14 protein-coding genes are annotated in these 15,246 nt (G+C 63.2%); 1 reads left to right on the forward strand and 13 read right to left on the reverse strand.

Annotated features, from left to right (window positions below; genetic code table 11):
* Positions 1–118: 118 nt before the first annotated feature.
* The 7 genes from trpS to CH294_RS01260 all read right to left on the reverse strand — a co-directional run bounded on the left by trpS (position 119) and on the right by CH294_RS01260 (position 7,036).
* On the reverse strand, positions 119–1,159 hold the full coding sequence (gene trpS / locus CH294_RS01230) for a tryptophan--tRNA ligase (protein ID WP_094736756.1): 1,041 nt from the start codon (positions 1,157–1,159) through the stop codon (positions 119–121).
* A 233-nt stretch (positions 1,160–1,392) separates the two neighbouring features.
* Positions 1,393–2,658, reverse strand: a complete 1,266-nt coding sequence (locus CH294_RS01235) for an acyl-CoA dehydrogenase family protein (protein WP_032404639.1) — start codon at positions 2,656–2,658, stop codon at positions 1,393–1,395.
* 153 nt (positions 2,659–2,811) lie between these two features.
* Positions 2,812–3,822: a helix-turn-helix domain-containing protein gene (locus CH294_RS01240; RefSeq protein ID WP_094736757.1), complete on the reverse strand. Its 1,011-nt coding sequence runs from the start codon at positions 3,820–3,822 to the stop codon at positions 2,812–2,814.
* Positions 3,823–3,954: 132 nt separating this feature from the next.
* Complete coding sequence (gene glp / locus CH294_RS01245; protein ID WP_170944546.1) at positions 3,955–5,172, reverse strand: gephyrin-like molybdotransferase Glp; 1,218 nt, start codon at positions 5,170–5,172, stop codon at positions 3,955–3,957.
* A gap of 41 nt (positions 5,173–5,213) precedes the next feature.
* Complete coding sequence (locus CH294_RS01250; protein WP_032404638.1) at positions 5,214–5,456, reverse strand: MoaD/ThiS family protein; 243 nt, start codon at positions 5,454–5,456, stop codon at positions 5,214–5,216.
* An 18-nt stretch (positions 5,457–5,474) separates the two neighbouring features.
* Entirely contained in the window at positions 5,475–6,512 is a 1,038-nt protein-coding gene (gene moaA / locus CH294_RS01255) for a GTP 3',8-cyclase MoaA (RefSeq protein WP_249304971.1), read from the reverse strand.
* Complete coding sequence (locus CH294_RS01260) at positions 6,509–7,036, reverse strand: molybdenum cofactor biosynthesis protein MoaE (protein WP_094736759.1); 528 nt, start codon at positions 7,034–7,036, stop codon at positions 6,509–6,511. Before CH294_RS01260 ends, moaA begins: the two co-directional genes overlap by 4 nt.
* Positions 7,037–7,291: 255 nt before the next feature.
* On the opposite strand from CH294_RS01260, the gene CH294_RS01265 reads away from it, so the two are divergent.
* A complete protein-coding gene (locus tag CH294_RS01265; RefSeq protein ID WP_080737350.1) occupies positions 7,292–8,317 on the forward strand; it encodes a helix-turn-helix domain-containing protein in 1,026 nt (341 codons plus the stop codon).
* 18 nt (positions 8,318–8,335) lie between these two features.
* Here CH294_RS01265 and CH294_RS01270 read toward each other — a convergent pair whose 3' ends face one another.
* The 6 genes from CH294_RS01270 to CH294_RS01295 all read right to left on the reverse strand — a co-directional run bounded on the left by CH294_RS01270 (position 8,336) and on the right by CH294_RS01295 (position 15,188).
* The gene (locus tag CH294_RS01270) at positions 8,336–9,325 is read right to left on the reverse strand and encodes an NAD(P)/FAD-dependent oxidoreductase (protein ID WP_032404637.1); all 990 of its coding nucleotides are present in this window, start codon (positions 9,323–9,325) and stop codon (positions 8,336–8,338) included.
* A complete protein-coding gene (gene fdxA / locus CH294_RS01275) occupies positions 9,322–9,636 on the reverse strand; it encodes a ferredoxin (protein ID WP_094736760.1) in 315 nt (104 codons plus the stop codon). The genes CH294_RS01270 and fdxA overlap by 4 nt, the downstream gene beginning before the upstream one ends.
* 34 nt (positions 9,637–9,670) lie before the next feature.
* Positions 9,671–11,851 (reverse strand): molybdopterin-dependent oxidoreductase, encoded by a 2,181-nt coding sequence (locus CH294_RS01280; protein WP_094736761.1) that lies wholly within the window; start codon positions 11,849–11,851, stop codon positions 9,671–9,673.
* 120 nt (positions 11,852–11,971) lie between these two features.
* On the reverse strand, positions 11,972–12,625 hold the full coding sequence (locus CH294_RS01285; RefSeq protein ID WP_032405004.1) for a response regulator transcription factor: 654 nt from the start codon (positions 12,623–12,625) through the stop codon (positions 11,972–11,974).
* A 23-nt stretch (positions 12,626–12,648) separates the two neighbouring features.
* The gene (locus CH294_RS01290; RefSeq protein ID WP_037176504.1) at positions 12,649–14,004 is read right to left on the reverse strand and encodes a histidine kinase; all 1,356 of its coding nucleotides are present in this window, start codon (positions 14,002–14,004) and stop codon (positions 12,649–12,651) included.
* Positions 14,001–15,188, reverse strand: coding sequence for an iron-containing alcohol dehydrogenase (locus tag CH294_RS01295; protein ID WP_052057986.1), 1,188 nt, complete (start codon positions 15,186–15,188; stop codon positions 14,001–14,003). Before CH294_RS01295 ends, CH294_RS01290 begins: the two co-directional genes overlap by 4 nt.
* Between the last annotated feature and the right edge of the window lie 58 nt (positions 15,189–15,246).

Genomic DNA, 15,246 nt, shown 5'->3' on the forward strand with positions numbered 1-15,246 from the left:
CAAGCTCGGCAGGTCGTGTTGCCTTCTCCGAGCAGGACCGATCGGCCGGGGTCGAACTCCGGACGTCGTGACCTGAACCTCTATCGATCGCATCGACGACCGTCTCGAGCCGGTGGGCCTAATACACGGTGCCCATCGCCGCGCGCACCTCGCTCAACGTCTGCTCAGCGATCTCGTTGCCCCGCTCGTTTCCATGACGCACCACCGACCGCACATAGTCGGGGTCCGCGGCCAAGTCGGCACGCCGACGACGATGTTCTGCGAGAAAAGAGTTGACCGACTCGGCCACACAGTCTTTCAGTGATCCGGCTCCCCCACCACCTATGTCGACAGCTATTACCCCGGGGTCTCGCCCCGTACACAAGCCGGCGATGGTGAGCAGTGCCGATACTCCCGGCCGTGCAGCCGGGTCGTACGAAATGTATCGATCCGAGTCGGTAGGAGTTCGACGCACCATTGCCACTGTCTCGTCCGGAGTCATCGACAGCGTGATCGCATTTCCGAAACTCTTGGACATCTTGCGACCGTCGAGTCCCGGCACCGCAGGGGCCGACGTCAGCAGCGCCTGCGGCTCCTCGAATACCGCGCCGTAACGGGAGTTGAATCGCCGCGCGATAGTCCTCGCCATCTCGATGTGCGGAAGTTGGTCTTTGCCGACAGGAACCACGTTCGCTTTGCAGAACAGGATGTCGGCCGCCTGGTGCACCGGGTACGTCAGCAACAGCCCACTCAGTGCGCGGCCACTGGCGGCGAGTTCTGCTTTGACAGTGGGGTTTCGGTGGAGTTCCGCCTCGGTCACCAGGCTCAAGAACGGTAGCATCAGCTGATTGAGGGCGGGTACCGCAGAATGGGTAAAGATTATGGACTTCTCGGGGTCGATACCCGCGGCCAGATTGTCCAACGCAGCGTCGTACACATGTTGCCGCACTTGCCCGATTGCGTCGCGATCGGTGATCACCTGATAGTCGGCCAAGACCACCATTGTCCGGACCCCTAGATCCTGCAGCCGAGCTCGCTCTCGAATTGTCCCGAAGAGATGACCGAGATGCAGTGGACCTGTTGGTCGTTCACCGGTCAACGTTGTGTAGCTACTTGGATCAGCAGCGATGTCGGAGGCGAGCGCCTCGCTGCGGCCGATGCTGGACAAGTAAGTGTCCATCGAATTCCTCCTGAAAGAACGAAGGGCTGTACCGACCGCGCTTCGATCCGAATTCAGGACATCGGCGGGCTGAGTACAGCCCGCGGGACATGATCGACCGGGCTGCTAGCGCAGCCACCACCAAGCCTGTCGAGTGTCGATCATCTCGAAAGGCTACCAAGACTCGGATCGACGGGAGCGACCGATGTGGTGTCAGGATCGCAATGGATCCTGACACCACTGCCTCTGTGGGTCTAGGCGTGCTCGGGTACCGACAGTCGATTCTCTGCAGCGGCGAGTGAGTCGAATCCGTCTGCCTTGAGCAGATTGTGGACGTTGCGCCGTCGGACCCCCATGTTGCCGCCGTCGTAGACCGGGAAGCACAGGACGTCCTCCATGATCGCGGCGATCGGTGTCAGGTTCGTGTACGCATCGACACCGACGAGACGCATCGCGTCGTACACGACCTGCACGGCCGTCTCGGACGCGAAAATCTTTGCCTCGTTCGCCAATTCGCGATCGCGTCCGCCGGTGCGGTCGAAATGGTCGGCGGCCTTCCATGCGAAGTAGCGGACCGCCTCGATACGAGTCTTGATGTCCACCAACATGTACCCGGCGTTCTGATACTCGATGACCGGTACCGGACCGGACCGATGGTCGGTCTTGGCGAAGTGCAGTGAGTAGTCGAATGCAGCTCGCATCCTGCCCACGCACGCGGCAGCGATGGACGAGCAGGTCCAGGAGAAGGCAGTGGCGACGATGTCCAACCCGTCGCCCGGCTTGCCGATGAGGTTGCCGACCGGCACCCGTACGTCGCGGAATTCCACCCGCGGCGAATTGGTGGCGCGATGTCCGATGGTGTCGATCATGTCTGTGATCTCGACCCCCGGCGTCCCCTTCTCCACGACGATGACGGCGAGCGACTCCGACGGCGGCAGTGCAGGATCGGTACGGCAGACCACACTGATCAGGTCGGCACCCTGACCGTCCCAGCCCGAGGCGTTGGTGGTGTAGTGCTTGGCACCGTTGATGACCCACTCGTCGCCCTCGCGACGCGCGAAGGTCCGAATTCCGACGGTCGGGTCTTCCGAGTCGTAATTCGCTCCGCCGGTCACCTCTGTGTAGGCGATCGCAGCCAATCGGGGTTCGCCGTCGCAGAACAACGGGAGCCAGCGATTCTTCTGCTCCTCGGTACCGAAGTTGATGATCGGGTTGAGTCCCAATCCCGTGCCCAGCAATGCAGTCGGAGTGTTGATGTCGACCCGAGCGAGTTCCTCGGCCGCGAGCGCGAAGGTGAGATTGTCGAAGTACGCGCCGCCGTATTGATCGGGAACCAGTCCCTTGACGAATCCGAGACCGGCCAGCTGCTTGTAGACCGGCTGCAGTGCGTAGAAGCGATCCTCGGGGCGCGGTATGGAGGAAATAGCGGGCGCTACTTCGCTCAGAATGTCGTCCGCCACTTGCCGCGCCTGCATGCGCACTGCCATCTGCTCGGGGCTGAGCTCGAAACTCAGGGTCATGTGAGACTCCTCGATGTCTGTCCTGGTGGGGGGTGAAGAACGGAATCGGGCGACGCTGCCCTCACACCATGTTTCACGGCCCGACGCATCCCGGTCTTGTACCGGACTGCGCCGTCATCGGTACCGTTCTGCACTCCCGAACAGAGAGTCCCCCTATGCCAACTGCGGCATTTCCCCTGTCTTCACCGACGCGCGGTATTCGACCGGACTGCATCCGAAACGCGATCGAAAGGTCTTGGCCAGATGGGCCGAATCCGAGAATCCCCACGCTGCAGCGATCGTTCCGATCGATCGAGTGTCACGTGAATCGGCAAGCTCACGGCGACACGCTTCGACGCGATGCTCACGTACGACGGCACCGAAAGTGGTTCCCGTCCTCTCGAACAGGGCATGAAGGGTGCGAACCGATACCCCTACGTGGCGGGCCGCATCGGTAGCGGGAACTCGGCCGAAGGGAAGCCGGGAATCGATGTATCGAATTGCGGACACCCGGAGTACTTCGTCGGTCTGCACAGAGCATCCGGCACCCCGTTCGGACGTCCCTCCCAGCACCGCACGGAGCAGATCGACATGGGCAGCACCGATCATCTGCCGCTCCGCGGTCTGCAGCGAGGAATCGGTCCGCCAGGTCTCCACCATCAACGAGCCGAGCAAGCGAGCAGAACCCGACGAGCTCGAAAAACGCCGCGCAGTGGTCGCTGCCGACGGGCCGACCACATCTGCCAGCAGAGGGCGCGGCAGTCGGAAAGACAGCACTCGCCACAGTTCGTGGTTACCGGGCTCGACGAACTCGAGCCGGTACGGGCGAGTCGAGTCGACGATGGCGAACTCGCCTCGGGAGACGGTGCACTGCCGCCCGTCCTGAGTGGTCGTACAGTGTCCGTCGAGCTGCAGATTGACGAAGACGACGTCCTCGTCCGCGCGGGCGACCTCGCGCTTTCCGTGATCGATTCGCTGTGTGCAGGAGGCGATCTCCGCTGCGTTGCCACCCCCGATCGCCGCGGAGCGCACCCATCCGGGAAGTCCGGAACGTGTCGAACTGTGTTCGACGTGGTCCCGGGATCGCCACGGCGCAAGCGGGGTGAATGCCTGGCACAGGACGTCGGCCCAATAGCTCATCTGATCGGCCGGACCGAGTCCACTGGTTGTCCAATACGACGTCATGATGCACTCCGCGCTAGGTTCGAGTGCACCCACCGTAGGCCTTGGGCGTAAGCCATCCGAGGCATTTGCGTTACGAAATGCGTGCACTCTCCTCACACTGGCGTGCAAGGCGCGGAGAGGTTCCCCGCGCCTTCAGATGCAGGTACCTCGCCGCGTCGACGCGACCGAGTCCAGCATCCAGGCGGGGTACTCACCCGGCGGACCCAGGCCGCCGTCGGAGGGCGGGACCACGATCACACAGTTGGCATGGGCGAGCGCACCGACCGAGTGCGATCGGATGATCGCGGCGCTTTCACCGTCGACGACGCCCAACATCACCCGAGGTATCGGCGAGGCGGGAACCGTCTCCCCATCCACCCTGACCGTTCTCATCGTCCTGTCCGCCTGTGGGTTTCGCAATGCCGCCACGATCACCGGCCGGACGAACAATTCGTACGAGACCAACGCACTGACTGGGTTTCCGGGCAGACACACGATCGGCGTTCCCTCGACCTTCCCGCAGGCCTGCGGTTTGCCCGGTTTGACTGCTACCGAGACGAATTCGACATCATGACCCCGCAGTGCGAGCCGAATCACCTCTTCGGTACCCGCACTGATCCCACCGGTGGTGACGATGACGTCGGCAACCGCGGCGCATCGGGCCAGTGCCGCCCGACACGCGTCCACGTCGTCGGCAACGGCCGGTTCGAGGTGAACGTCGGCACCGCACCGAAGCAGATCGGCGACGAGCATCGCCGAGTTGACGTCGTGGCATTCGCCCCGCACGAGTTCTGTCCCGACGGCTCGAATCTCGGATCCTGTCGAGAGCACCGCCACGACCGGGGCCGACTCGACCAGCACACGAGTGCGGCCGAGGGCCGCCAATACACCGACCTGCGCCGGAGTCACCACAGTGCCGGCCTTGACGGCAACGTCGCCTACCTCGAAGTCCGACGCACGACTGCGGACGTTGCTCTTGGAGTCGACCGAGTGAATCGTCACCTCCTCGACTCCGAACGACTCGACGAACCCGCTGGTCACTTCGACCGGAACGACCATGTCCGCCCCCAGCGGGACTACGGCACCGGTCATGACCTGTACCGACTCGCCCGAACGAACGTACAGCGGTGCCGGCTGTCTCCCTGCGACACTGCACGCGGAGACGAGCAACCGCACGGGTAGACATTCCGGACCGACGACATCGGCAGCGCGAACGGCGAATCCGTCGACCGCCGAATTGTCGAATGCCGGCAGCGCGCGTTCGGCAACGACATCCTCGGCCAGCACCGCGCCCATCGCGTCGCCGATCGGTACGGAACGCGCCTTCGCCGATATTCCCAGTTTCCCTATCGCACAGCGATGTTGGTCCACCGTTCGGAGAGGGGCAGGAACGATGTCGACCGCCGTCGACATCATCCGCCGGAGATCGGAGGTAGAACCGCGATTTCATCGGTGTCGCAGCACGGTGAATCCTCTGCCCGCGCGAGAGACTGCCCGTTGATCCAGATCCTGGACACAGCAAGCACATCCGCAAAGGATGCGCCGTACCTTCCGATGGCGGAGTCGAGCACCTCCCCGACCGTCGATCCGGGAATCTCTCGAGACGCCTCACCTGCGATCTGACGTGCCGCAGCGAACATCACCAATTCGGCCATACGATCACCACTCTCCGATCATCCACCGATGTAGGACATTTCGATGCGATCTCGCACCGGCCCGTCGTTCGTTCCCGCTCGGAGTTCCGAATAGCGATCATCGCGTCGCAGCCACAGCGTGGACAGGCGTTCGACGAGGTCGTCCTGCGACGCCTCCGAGCGCAGCAACGCACGTAGGTCGGTGCCGGTGGAGGAGAACAGACAGGTGTACACCTTTCCATCCGCGGACAACCGTGCACGAGTGCAGGATCCACAGAACGGTTCCGAGACGGACCCGATCACACCGATCTCGCCGCCACCGTCGAGATACCGGTACCGAATCGCTACTTCGCCGTCGTACTCCGCGTCGACCGGTGCCAGCGGATAGACCTGTCCGATCGTCTGCACTATCGAATTCACGTCGACGACCTCGGACAACTCCCACCGATTCGTTGCCCCCACGTCCATGTACTCGATGAAGCGCACCACGACGCCGGTGCCTCTGAACCGCTCGGCCAGAGCCAGAATCGAACCTTCGTTGACACCGCGACGCACCACGACATTGACCTTCACCGGCGACATTCCGGCCCGCACCGCCGTATCGATTCCGTCGAGCACGGTCTGCACGGGCACCCGGGTGTCACTCATCCGAGCGAACGTTGCAGGATCCGTCGAATCGAGGCTGACGGTCACGCGCACCAAACCCGCGTCGGCCAAGGCTGCAGCGTGGGCACCGAGCAGAGAACCGTTGGTGGTCATCGCCAGATCGATACCGTCGATGGCACTCAATCGTTCGACGAGCGTGACGATTCCGGCGCGGAGCAGAGGTTCGCCACCGGTCAGGCGCACCTTCCGAATGCCGATGGTGGCTGCGGCGCGGGCGACTCTCTCGATCTCGTCGAACGACAGCAGTTTCCCGGTGTTCAAGAATTCGTGGTCCGGACCGAATTCGGCCCGGGGCATGCAGTAGACGCAGCGGAAGTTGCACCGGTCGGTGACGGAAATACGTAGATCCCGAAGTTGTCGCCCCCGAACGTCTCTCGTGCCGGCCTCGACGTCACTCACGGAGTCACTCACGAAGCGACCCCGCACGTGAGCGGCGACCACTGCGAGGCTGCCTGTTCGACAGTCTCGATCTGCACACCTGTCTCCACCCAGGATTGGGCAGCGGCGCGCTGTTCGAGCTTCCACACCGGAACGCACGCCTTGAGAATGTCGATGCAGAACTGAGCCGCCAGGAATGCGTCCACGCGATGGCCCGAGGACACGCAGACCAGGACGCTGGCCTCACCGACTGCGACGGATCCGATCCGGTGCAGCAGGGCGATACGTCCGATTCCGGGCCAACGCTGTTGGGCTACCTCCGCAATCTCCAGTAGCCGTGCACGCGCGACCGACTCGTAGGACTGGTAGTCGATCGCCACGACCCCGTTTGCACGCAGACCCGTAATGTCCTTCGAGTACTCGCGAACCACCCCGGTGAAGGTGACCACCGCTCCGCACCGCGGCAGTGTTGCCCACTCGATCGCGGCCTCGACCGACAGCACGTCGGAGGTCACGACGACATGCACGCCAGCCGCACGGGATTCGCTGCCGTTCATTTTCTCGTCCCTGTGTAGGACAGTGTCGACTTCGCCCACGGCGCACCCCTTTCGTTCGTCCGACCTCAGGATGGTCGAGACATGTGCACGTCACTTGACCGCCAGCGACCGTTAGTTGACCTGCAGAGACTGCCGCATGCAGATGTGATCCGACTTTCCGGCATTGTTACGAACAGCGCATCAACCGGAAACATTGCGCGCTAACCTCGAAGAAAGCTCCTGCATCGCCGTGAGCGTCTACGACAAGGGGTTCCCATGCTGTCTCGATCCGGATTCTCGATCCCGACTCGGACGACCAGCCGAGGCGACTGGTGCGACATGTTGAACGAACACTTCGTCGCACTCGACGTCGCGGACGTGGCCGACAGCAGATTCACCGGAGCTGTTCGGTCCATGTCCCTTGCGCACCTTCAGGTTTCGAGTGTCCGATCCACCACACAGCACATCGCGCGTACCGACTCGCTGATCGAGCAGGATCGCATCGAGTACGTCCAGATCGGGATGATCAGGCGTGGGTCGGCAGTCGTCGTGCAGGACGGCCGCGAATGCACTCTGACGCGCGGCGACTTCGCCATCTACGACACCTCGCGCCCGTTCGACTGGATCATCGACGGCCACCCCGACGACGATCAGTGGGAACTGGAAGTCTTCACCTGGCCGCGTCACATGCTTCGGCTCGATGCACGCGAATCCAGTGACATGACGGCGATGGCGTTCGACGGATCTGCCGGATTCAGCGGACTCCTGGCGCGATTCCTCCACGACCTGGGTTCGACGCGCTCGTCACTGGACATCAGCGGAGCGCAGGCCATAGCCGACGAGGTCGGCGACCTCGTCAGTGTGATCGCCCGCAACACCACCTCGAACTCGACCATCGACTCACCAGGCGCAGCGCTGGTGCGAGCAGCGCAACGGTACATCGACGACCACCTCGCCGACACCGAACTCTCACCCACGTCCGTCGCGTCGGCGATGCTGGTATCGACCCGTCAGTTGCATCGAGTGTTCGCCTCGAGCGGCACGACGGTGGCCCGCACCATCCGAACCAAACGACTCGAGCGCTGTCGTCGCGAGATCATCGGCAGCATCACCCTCGACCGATCTCTCGGGCAGATCAGTCGGCGATGGGGCTTCGCGGACCTCGCCGTGTTCAGCCGCGCTTTCCGGGAGCAGTACGGGATGAGTCCGCGGCAGTACCGAGCCAGTGTCTGCGCCCGGTCGGACGACCCACGTGCGGTGACGCGTTCGACGCGCCCGACCGACCGAGAACAGAGGTACTGATCCGACGAGCGATTCGATTCAGTGGATCGAATCGCTCGAATGGCCCGGCACGATCGGTGCCGAACCGTCCACCAGCGGTGCTATGTGATTGACCGCGGTCGCTGCCTCGGCGAACCCGACCGCGATCAGCTTCACCTTGTCCTGATGCCCGGCAACATCACCGACGGCGAACACCCGCCGCCGGCTGGTTCGCATCGTCCGGTCGACGGCGATATCGCGCTGGTGTTTGTCCAGCCCCCATGTCCCGATGGGACCGAGCGCTGCTTTGAACCCCAGTGCAGCAACAACACTCGATACTGCCAGTCGACGGCGTTCGGTTCCGGCACCGTCGACGATCGTCACCGATTCGACGGCTCCCGATCCCGCGATCTCCTCGACTTCGTACGGAGTCAGGACATCGACACTCGACCGCTCCAACAGTCCCAAGCTGTGAGCATGAGCCCGAAACTCGTTGCGGCGGTGTACCAATACCACCGACTTCGCGATCGGCTCCAAACTCAGAGCCCAATCCACTGCCGAATCACCGCCCCCGACGATCATCACGTGTTCGCCCGCCAGCTCGTTCAGTCTCGGCACGAAGTAGCGGAGCCCACGATCGTGGAACTCCGATCCCGTCGGTAACGGTCTCGGCGTGAATTTCCCGATCCCCGCTGCCACCAGCACGGCCTTCCCGACCACGGTGACACCCTTGTCCGTCGTGATCCGAACGCAGTTTTCGGATTCTTCGAGCTCGGTCGCGACGTGTCCCATCAGATACGTCGGCTTCGCCTGCTCTGCTTGCTCCACCAATGCGTCGACCAAATGCTGTGCCTTGATCGCCGGGAAGCCTGCGACGTCGAAGATCTTCTTCTCCGGATACAACGCGGCCAGCTGACCACCTGGGTGCGGTAGGGCGTCGATGACGGTGACCGTCAGTCCTCGGAAACCTGCGTAGTAGGCACCGTACAGACCGGCAGGACCAGCGCCGACGATGATCAGGTCACACTCGGAAACCGTTGCACCACTCACTTCTTCGCCACATCGTCGATGGCCTGATGGTCGTGGCCGACCGGGCCGAGGTCCTCCGCCCCTCCCGACGCGTCGGCGTCCTCACAGAATTCGACTGCGATATCGACGAATCGCTTCTGCTCGTCCGAAATCTTGTGTTCCCAGAAGATGGCGTCGTTCGGGCAGGCGGGCATGCACTTTCCGCAGTCGACGCACTCGTCTGGATTGATGTACATCATCCGAGCGCCCTCGTAGATGCAGTCGACGGGGCATTCTTCGGTACATGCCTTGTCGAGCAGGTCGATGCACGCTTCGGTAACGACGTAAGCCATGGCGAAATCCTCGTGTTCGTAGGAGTAAGGGTTGTCAGACGTCGAGCGCTGCGACCTGGACGAGGGTGTCGGAGAACGTCGGAGCGTTTCCGAGGTCCGCGAACACTGTCGGATTGAGCGACGCCGGGGTCGAGAGCGACAGCATGTTCTTGCGCCACGCACCCATCGCACACACAGTGACGCCCACCATGACGGATTTGTCCAGCTTGGCAACAACGGTGAACTCGCCGCGATCGTTGAAGACCCGCACCACATCACCCGAGCAAATTCCCCGGTGTTCACCGTCGACAGGATTGATCAACAGCGTCGGCTCCTTCTGCACCTTGCGGTGCATGTCGAGGTTTCCGAAACTCGAATTCAAGTACGCATGCGACTTGGGCGTGAGCAGGTTCAGCGGATACCTCTCTGCCAGGACCGGATTGGTTCGTGACGACTCTCGTGGCGCGATGTAGTGCGGGAGCGGATCCACCGGCTGCCCGGGCTGGTGATCGTTCGACCCCTGCCGGAACAGAGGAAGCACGAAGTTGCCGCCCGCCGCTGCCGAGGACAGGAACTCCGTTTTGCCGGACGGGGTCCGAAAGTTTCCTTCTGCGTGCGGTGCGTACTCGTCAGGTCCGGGAAGATTGAGCCGCTGCCACCCGAGCTGTTTGAGCGACTCGATCGAGATACCCTCCATTGCAGGGGCATTCCAGTCGTAGGACAGTGCGATCAGTTCCTCGTCCGTGCGGGAGAACACCGGCTCGGTGAAGCCCATCGCCGCGGCCAACCGGCGGAACAACTCGGTGTTGGGGACTGCCTCACCGAGCGGCTCGATCGATCGATTGTTGTACGTGACGAACAGATGGCCCCAGGAGAAGTTGATGTCGTCCTGTTCCAGCTGGGTCGTGGCAGGTAGGATGATGTCCGCGTAATCGGCTGTGTCGGTGATGAAATGGTCACTGACGACGGTAAACAGATCCTCGCGACCGAGCCCGTCGATCATTCGTTTCTGATCGGGACACACCACCACCGGGTTCGAGTTGTAGACCATCAGACCTTTGAGCGGCGTGTCCAGGTTCAACCCGCCGGTCAGTGCTTCGCCGAGCTGGTACAGGTTGATCACGCGAGTGCCAGGTGTCTGCAGGTCCGTCTGCAGGAATTCTGGCCAGTTCACCGGGAACGCCCACAGAGGTAGCTGGAGAATTCCGCCACCGGGCTTACGCCAGGCACCCACCAGCGACGGCAGGCACGAGATTGCCCGAACGCTCTGTCCACCACCGGCGCTCCGCTCGATCGCGACGCCGATGCGGATCACGGCCGGCTGACTCTGTGCGTATTCCCGCGCCAGGGTGTAGATGTCCTCGACCGGAATGCCCGTCTCCTCGGACGCCCATTGCGGGGTGTACCGCTGCACCCGCTCCGCCAACTCGTCGAAACCGATCGTGTGGCGCTCGATGTAATCCGCGTCCGTCAGACCCTCGTCGATGATGACGTGCATCATCGCCAGGGCGAGCGCGCCGTCGGTGCCGGGACGGATGGGGATGTACCAGCTGGCAGCTTTCGCGGTTCTGGTCTTGACCGGATCGATCACCACCACCTTGGCACCGCGCTTCTTGGCCTCGGCGACGTACGGCCAGAGGTGCAGATTGGTGCTCATGATGTTCGACGCCCAGATCAGGATGAACTTGGAGTGGACGAAGCTTTCGGGATCGACACCCGCCGTGTCGCCGACCGTCATTGCGTAGGCAGTACAGGACCCCGCGTCGCAATAAGTACGCTCGGCAACGGTCGCCCCCATTCGGTTGAAGAACGCATCCCCCACGTTCAGGCCTTGCGTGATCCCCTGGGTGCCGAGGTAGTTGCACGGCATGATCGCCTCGGGTCCGAATTCTTCGGCGATGGAGGTGAATTTCTCGGCGATGGTGGTCACGGCCTCGTCCCACGAGATCCGCTCGAACATTCCCGAGCCCTTGGGTCCGGATCGCTTGAGCGGGTACAGAACTCGCTCGGGGCTGTAGACCTTGTCCAGGTAGTTGTCCACCTTCACACACAGGCCACCGTTGGTGTACGGGTTGGTCTCGCTTCCGCTGACACTCGTCGCCACGCCGTCCTCGACGGTGACCACCATCGAGCACGAATCCGGACAGTCCTGCCCGCACGCCCCGAGAACGGTGAGCTCCTTGGGGCGGCCAGCAGCAGCGTCGTGTGGGCGCGTGTCGTCCTGAACAGTCGTCATGGGTACTCCTCGGCATGGATATCACTGGTGTGTGTTTATCCGTAGCCTGCACCGCCCAGACGCTCTCGACAGGACACCGAGCGCCGTCTACTTTGCACTCTGCGCCCGAAGGATCTGCAGTCAGATCAAGCCTTGCTTACTCGCTGCGTACACCGCCTCGGCTCGCCGGGACACCGCGAGCTTGCGCATGATGTTGCTGACGTGAAATTTCACCGTCGTTGCCGAGATGAACAGTCGGGTTCCGATCATGTTGTTGGACAGGCCCGTCGCGAGCAGCCGGAGCACTTCGAGCTCACGCTCGGTCAGACGCTCGATGCTGCTCGGTGTGCCGTTGAGTGATCGAACGACGGCGGAGGCACTGCGTGAATCGAAGGCGCTCTCACCGCGCGAGACTGCGCGGATCGCACGAACCAACTCGGTGGTGTCGACATCCTTGACCACGTATCCACGCGCCCCGGCGTGCACGGCCTCCACCACGAGTCGGTCGTCGAGAAACGTCGTGAGCACCAGCAGACCGATTCCGTTGTGCGCCTTCGCCAGTTGCGCGCACAGAGCAAGCCCCTCGTAGTCCGAGCTGGCGGAGAGCTTGAGGTCCATCAACACGATGTCGGGCTCGACCCGCGCCACGACGGCCAACCCCTCCTCCCGGGTGGACGCCTCCCCCACGATCGTCAGATCCGACTCGCGTTCGAGTACCGAGCGGAGCCCGTCCCGCAGAATTGCGTGGTCGTCGACCAGCACGATGCGCACCGTAGGTGCCGCCACCTGCCCCATGCCCGTGCGAACCGTCGGAACGCTCACTGTGTTTCGCCCTTCTCGGATTGGTTCTGGAACGGAATACGCACTGCAACGCGCACTCCCCCAGTTCGGGCTCGGCGGATCTCGAGGACCCCGCCGTGTTCGCGGGTGCGGGCCGCCATGTTCGCCAGTCCGCGGTGACGGCCGTCGACGTCGGTGGATTCGGCCATGTGCAGCATCATGCGTAAGTGGGCCGGATCACCGTCACCGTCGTCGGCAATCGACAGCTGCACCTGATCGGGCGAATAGGTCAAACGGAGAATTGCTCTCGAGGCATGCGCGTGCACCGCTGTGTTGAACAGCGCTTCGCCTGCAATCCGGAGCAATGCGTGCTCGCATTCGCTGCTCAGCTCGACGGGAGTTCCCTCCACGCGCAGCGAGACCTGCAATTCGTCGGGCATGTGGACCACCGAGAGCTGTTCGAGCATTTCGGGAAGCGACGTCCGATCGGCGTCCTGCGGGTGATTGAGCGCGTAGATCGCCGACCGCAGCTGATCCACAGCTCGACGAGTCAGATCCTTGGCCAGATCCAGCCTGTCACTGCGCTCTTCGGCCGAGATGTCGCTTCGACACACTTCGATCTGCATTCCCGCGGACAACACGGCCTGGGTAACGCTGTCGTGCAGTTCGCGAGCGATGCGGTGGCGTTCGTCGTCGAGCACCTGATGGCGATGCGCGGCACCCAGCTGCCGTTGTGTCAGTAACAGTTCGGCATTGCGGGCTGCGAGATCGGCCGCTGTTCGATTCGCCTCGGCATAGGCACTCTCGGTGCGCTCGAGCAATTGCCGCCGACTCTGAAACAGAGCCGAATTCTGCAGGGCCACAGCAGTTTGGCTGGCGAGAATGCTCAATACCGCGGCATCGGTGGCGTCCAGCACCCGCTGCTCACCGGTCCAGGCCGCAAAGGCGCCCACGACGCCACCGTCGAACGCGATCGGCACGAAGGCATGATGAGCAGAGATCACAGGGGTCAGCCCGTCACCGCACGTCGACTGCCGGATCGACTCGAGACAATCGACGACGTCGTCCGGCAGCGGTGGCCCCTCGACGTTGTCCACCAGAAACGGTGTGGCGTCGGGACCGAGTACCAGTCGGCGCGGTCCGGCATCGGGGAACGCGCCGTCGGCGAGGGCGAAGACGACCCAGCGCGCACTCAGGTGCGCGCGGGCGGCCTCGGCCACAGCGCACACCAGGGTTTCCGGACCGTCTACCGTGCGCACCAGCGCCCGTGAGATCAGTTCCAGCGCATAGACAACCCGTTCCAAACGTTCTGCCGCGCCGCGATACTGGGGGTAGAACGTGTTCTTGCCCGAGCGGAGCCCGGTGAGCAGAGACAGATCGGGCCCGGATGTCACAGCGCACTCCTGAACAGATCGACCATTTCGCGGTGTGTGGCCGAGCGCGGATTGGTGGACATGCAGGCATCACGTAAAGCATTGGTGGCCAGCACATCCAGATCGGATTCGCTCACACCGATCTCCGCAAGACCGGTAGGAACACCGACCTGACGCGCGAGGCGGTCGACTCGGTCTGCCACGGCCATGGCGGCCTCCTCCGGCCTGGCCCTGCCCTCGGGCAATCCGAGGCTCGTGGCGATGGCCACGTACGGCAACGGATCCTCCGCGGCGTTGAAGCGGATGACGTGCGGTAGCAGCACCCCGTTGATCACTCCGTGCGGGAGGTCGAGCAGTCCTCCCACCTGATGGCTCATGGCATGCGTGGCGCCGAGGATGGCGTTCGTGAATGCCAGGCCGGCTTCCAGGCTTGCCTGTGCCATGGACCCGCGCGCCGCCATGTCGGTTGGCTCGTCGATGGTGCGAGCCAACTGAGACATCACCATGGTGATGGCTCGGAGAGCATGGTGGTCGGTGAGCTGGTTGTGACCCAGCGAGACGAATGCCTCGATTCCGTGCGTCAGGGCATCCAAACCGGTTGCCGCGTTGAGCCATTCGGGCATCGTGGTCAGCAACATCGGATCGATCACGGTGATGTCAGGAACAAGGGCACGGCCGAGAATGGTGATCTTGGTCGAGCGTGCGGTATCGGTGACGATGCAGAACTGCGAGACGTCGGCCCCGGTGCCGGATGTCGTCGGCACCATCACCAGCGGCGGGATCGGCCGAGTGGCCTGATCGACCCCCTCGTAGTCCAGGATTCTGCCGCCGTTGCCCGCGAGGATGGCAATCCCCTTGGCCGCATCCATGACCGACCCGCCGCCGATGGCCACCAACACGTCGCAGCCGAAGTCTGCGTAGTAACCGTGCCCGGCCTCGATCTCGACATCTTTGGGATTGGGTGTCAACGCACTCCAGACCTGTGGCTCGAGTCCCTGCGCAACCAGTAGGTCGACCAGCTGCCCTGCCCAGCCGCTGTCGATCAACCCCGAGTCCGTGACGAGCATCGGCCGGACCCCGCCGAGGCGGCGCGTCGCGTGCGCGACCTCGCCCAGCGAATCCGGACCGAACACGATCTCGGGCGCATGGAACTTGAGCACTCGCGGTGTCTCGGCCCTGCTGCGCTGCGCATCGAGGTCGTGCAGCGCCTTGCCGACGTTCGCCGTAGCTGCCTGGTCCACCGTTCACACCCTCGCTGTCTTC

This window comes from Rhodococcus sp. 14-2483-1-1 (assembly GCF_002259335.1).
Lineage (GTDB): Bacteria > Actinomycetota > Actinomycetes > Mycobacteriales > Mycobacteriaceae > Rhodococcoides.